Below are 3,485 nucleotides of genomic sequence, written 5' to 3' on the forward strand. Positions count from 1 at the left end.
CCCCCACCCCATCCCTCCCCCACGGCGGGGGGAGGGAGGCGCATTGACGCTGGCTAGGGCGCAACGGTCGGGGGTGCGGGTATCTGGACCGGTAGCGAGCGTCACCGCCAGTCTCCGCAGGCGGCTTGCCAGAGGGTCAGGGTCGCGACGGCGGCGGTGTCGGCGTGCAGGATCCTGGGGCCGAGGCTGAGGGGGGTGACGTTGGGTTTCGTTTGGAGTTTGGCGGCCTCATCGGCGGAGAAGCTGCCCTCATGGCCGATCAGGATGGCGGCAGGTGCAGGTGGAAACGTCGCGGCCCCCCACCCCATCCCTCCCCCACGGCGGGGGGAGGGAGGCGCATTGACGCTGGCTGCGGCGCAACGGTCGGGGGTGCGGGTATCTGGACGGGTATCGAACATCACCGCCAGTCTCCGCAGGCGGCTTGCCAGAGGGTCAGGGCCGCGACGGCGGCAGTGTCGGCGCGCAGGATGCGGGGGCCGAGGGAGAGGGGTATGACGTTCGGGCGGCCGCGGAGTTTCGCGGCCTCGTCGGCGGAGAAGCCGCCCTCGGGGCCGATCAGGATGGCGGCGGGGCCGGTCGCGGGGGTGAGGGTGGCGGGCTGGCCGATGGCGGTTTCGTCGCACCAGTAGAGGCGTCGGTCCTCGGGCCAGTTCGACAGGAGCTTTTCGAGGTGCTGGAGGTCGGTGACCTCGGGCACGTAAGTTGCGCCGCATTGTTCGGCGGCCTCCACTGCGTGGGCCTGCAGGCGGTCCTGGCGGATGCGTTCGGAATTGGTGTGGCGGGTCTGGACCGGCTGGATGCGGGCGGCGCCAAGCTCGACGGCCTTCTCGACGATGAAATCGGTGCGGGCCTTCTTGATCGGCGCGAAAAGAAGCCAGAGGTCGGGCGGCAGGTGGAGGGGTTTCGTCTGCACGTCACAGACTGCGATGGCGTTGCGTTTCCCGGCCTGCGCCAGGGTGGCTCTCCATTCGCCGTCGCGGCCGTTGAAGAGAAGGATCGCCCCCCCCTCGCCCAGCCGCATGACGCCGGTCAGGTAATGCGCCTGGTCCTGCGACAGGGCCACGGCTTGCCCCGCCCCAAGCGGCTGATCTACATAGAGCCTGATCTTCGCATCCATGAGCCGGACCCTATGACCCAACTGCCCGAAATGCCAGAGGCCGTCCCCGGCAGGGTGGCCGACGCGCCAAGGGCGAACTGGGTGGACCTTTACGCGCCCCCGGCGACGCGGGGGTATCTGCGGCTTTCCCGGGCGGACCGGCCGATCGGCACCTGGCTGCTCTTGATCCCCTGCCTTTGGGCCATCGCCCTGGCCGGGGGCGTCAGCGGGTTCCGGGGCTGGGACCTGTGGCTGGTATTGTCCTGCGGCGTGGGCGCGTTCCTGATGCGGGGCGCGGGCTGCACCTGGAACGACATCACCGACCGGGACATCGACGCGCAGGTGGCACGGACGCGGTCGCGGCCCCTGCCCTCGGGCCAGGTGACGGTGAAGGCGGCGCTGGTGTGGATGGTGGTGCAGGCGCTGCTCGCGGCGGGGATCCTCTTCACCTACAACTGGCTTGCGGTGGGCCTGGGGGTGGCCAGCCTGGCGCTGGTCTGCATCTATCCCTTTGCCAAGCGCTTCACCTGGTGGCCACAGGTCTTCCTGGGTTTGGCCTTCAACTGGGGCGCGCTTCTGGCCTGGGCGGCCCATGCCGGGACCGTCCCGCCCGCGGCCGTGGCGCTTTATGCCGCGGGGATCGCCTGGACGCTTTACTACGACACGATCTACGCCCACCAGGACCGCGAGGACGATGCGCTGATCGGCGTCAAGTCCACGGCAAGGCTTTTCGGCGACCGGAGCCGGGCCTGGCTTTGGGGGTTTGCCGCGTTGACCCTCGTCCTGTTCGGCGCGGCCGTGGTGCTGGCGCATGCCGAGGCGCACCGGCCGCTGGCCTTCGTCGTGGCGCTTGGCGGGGTCTGGGCGATGGGCTGGCACATCGGCTGGCAGATGCGGCGGCTGGACCTGGACGACCCGGCCTCGTGCCTGCAGGTCTTCCGGGCGAACCGGGACGCCGGGCTGATCCCTTTGCCGTTTCTTGCCGCCGCCGCATGGCTTGGTTGAACCCGGGGCCTCAAACCCCTAGGAAGCAGGGGCCTTGAGTCTTCCGGACGTCTCTTTTGCTGCTGCGCCTCTCCAAGCTGTCCTCGACCACCCTTGCGCTGCTGGCCTTCGTGCTGGCGGCAGTCGTCATGATGTCGGTCGCCTATGGCGCGGCGCTGGTGATCGAATCGCGCACGCAGAAAGTGGTGACCGCCAAGCTGGCCGAGGCGGGGATCGACTGGATCACCGTCGACACCGACGGATTGCAGGTCCGCCTGTCCGGCACCGCCCCGCGTGAGGCCGACCGCTTCCGCGCGGTGAACATGGTGGGGGCGCTGATCGACACCTCGCGCATCCGCGACGGGCTGGACGTCACCCCGGCCTCGGCCATCGAGGCGCCGAAATTTTCGGTCGAGATGTTGCGCACCGAGGATGAGGTGCAGCTGAGCGGGCTCATTCCGGAAAAGCCCGGCGACGGCGGGCTGACCGAGACGGCACTTTCCGATGCGGCGGCGGCGCTGGCGCAGGGGACGGAACTGCCGGACATGCTGGAGACCGCCGACTATCCGGCGCCCGCGACCTGGAACGAGGCGCTGGCCTTCGGGCTGGAGGCTCTGGAGCGGCTGGAACTGTCCAAGGTCTCGGTCACGGCCGAGCGGGTCGAGGTCAAGGCCATCGCCGACAGCGAGGAGGCGAAGCGCCGGTTCGAGAGCGAGCTGCGCGGGCTTGCCCCGGCCAACGTGCAGCTGGTGCTGGACATCTCGGCGCCGCGCCCCGTGATCACCCCGTTCACCCTGCGCTTCGTGAAGGATGCCGAAGGCGCACGCTTCGACAGCTGTTCGGCCGACACCGACCGGGCGCGGGCGCAGATCCTGCGGACGGCCGCGGGGGCGGGGGTCGAGGGGTCTCCGGTGTGCCAGGTCGGGCTTGGGACGCCGACGCCCCGCTGGGCCGAGGCCGTGGGGCTGGGCATCCGGGCGGTGACGGAACTGGGCTCGGGCTCGATCACCTTTTCGGACGCGGACGTGACGCTCCTGGCGGGCAGCGACGTGCCGCAGGCGACTTTCGACAAGGTGGTGGGCGAGCTGGAAACCGGGCTGCCGGACGTCTTCTCGCTGACCTCGACGCTGGAGAAGAAGGAAACCGCGACCCAGGGCCCGGCCGAGTTCACGGCGACGCTTTCCGAGGACGGAAAAGTCGAACTGCGCGGCCGGCTGACCGACGAGATGCAGCGCCAGGCGGTCGATGCCTTTGCGAAATCGGCGTTCTCGGGCGCGGAGGTGCTGACCGCGACGCGCCTCGACGAGACGCTGCCCGATGGCTGGCCGGTGCGGGTGCTGGCAGGTCTGAAGGCGCTGGCCGAGGTCGAGCATGGCAAGCTTCTGGTCCGGTCCGACCTGGTCGA

3 protein-coding genes and 1 pseudogene are annotated in these 3,485 nt (G+C 69.9%); 2 read left to right on the plus strand and 2 right to left on the minus strand.

Annotated features, from left to right (window positions below):
- Window positions 1-101: 101 nt before the first annotated feature.
- Window positions 102-278, minus strand: a pseudogene (locus ACE3Q6_RS20665) (16S rRNA (uracil(1498)-N(3))-methyltransferase); the annotation flags it as partial.
- Between the two features lie 119 nt (window positions 279-397).
- Window positions 398-1,117, minus strand: coding sequence for a 16S rRNA (uracil(1498)-N(3))-methyltransferase (locus ACE3Q6_RS20670; protein ID WP_374436611.1), 720 nt, complete (start codon window positions 1,115-1,117; stop codon window positions 398-400).
- 12 nt (window positions 1,118-1,129) lie between these two features.
- Here ACE3Q6_RS20670 and ubiA point away from each other — a divergent pair, with 12 nt between their 5' ends.
- Together ubiA and ACE3Q6_RS20680 are read left to right on the plus strand one after the other, a co-directional pair.
- Window positions 1,130-2,101, plus strand: coding sequence for a 4-hydroxybenzoate octaprenyltransferase (ubiA, locus tag ACE3Q6_RS20675; protein WP_374436613.1), 972 nt, complete (start codon window positions 1,130-1,132; stop codon window positions 2,099-2,101).
- Window positions 2,102-2,157: 56 nt separating this feature from the next.
- A partial coding sequence (locus ACE3Q6_RS20680) for a BON domain-containing protein (RefSeq protein ID WP_374436615.1) occupies window positions 2,158-3,485 on the plus strand: 1,328 nt, incomplete at its 3' end.

Origin of the sequence: Tabrizicola sp., from assembly GCF_041913445.1 — a bacterium.
Taxonomy (GTDB): Bacteria; Pseudomonadota; Alphaproteobacteria; order Rhodobacterales; family Rhodobacteraceae; genus Tabrizicola.

Coding starts and splice junctions, on each gene's coding strand:
- ACE3Q6_RS20670 (WP_374436611.1), bottom strand. CDS start 1,117: ATGGATGCGAAGATCAGGCTCTATGTAGATCAGCCGCTTGGGGCGGGG.
- ubiA (WP_374436613.1), top strand. CDS start 1,130: ATGACCCAACTGCCCGAAATGCCAGAGGCCGTCCCCGGCAGGGTGGCC.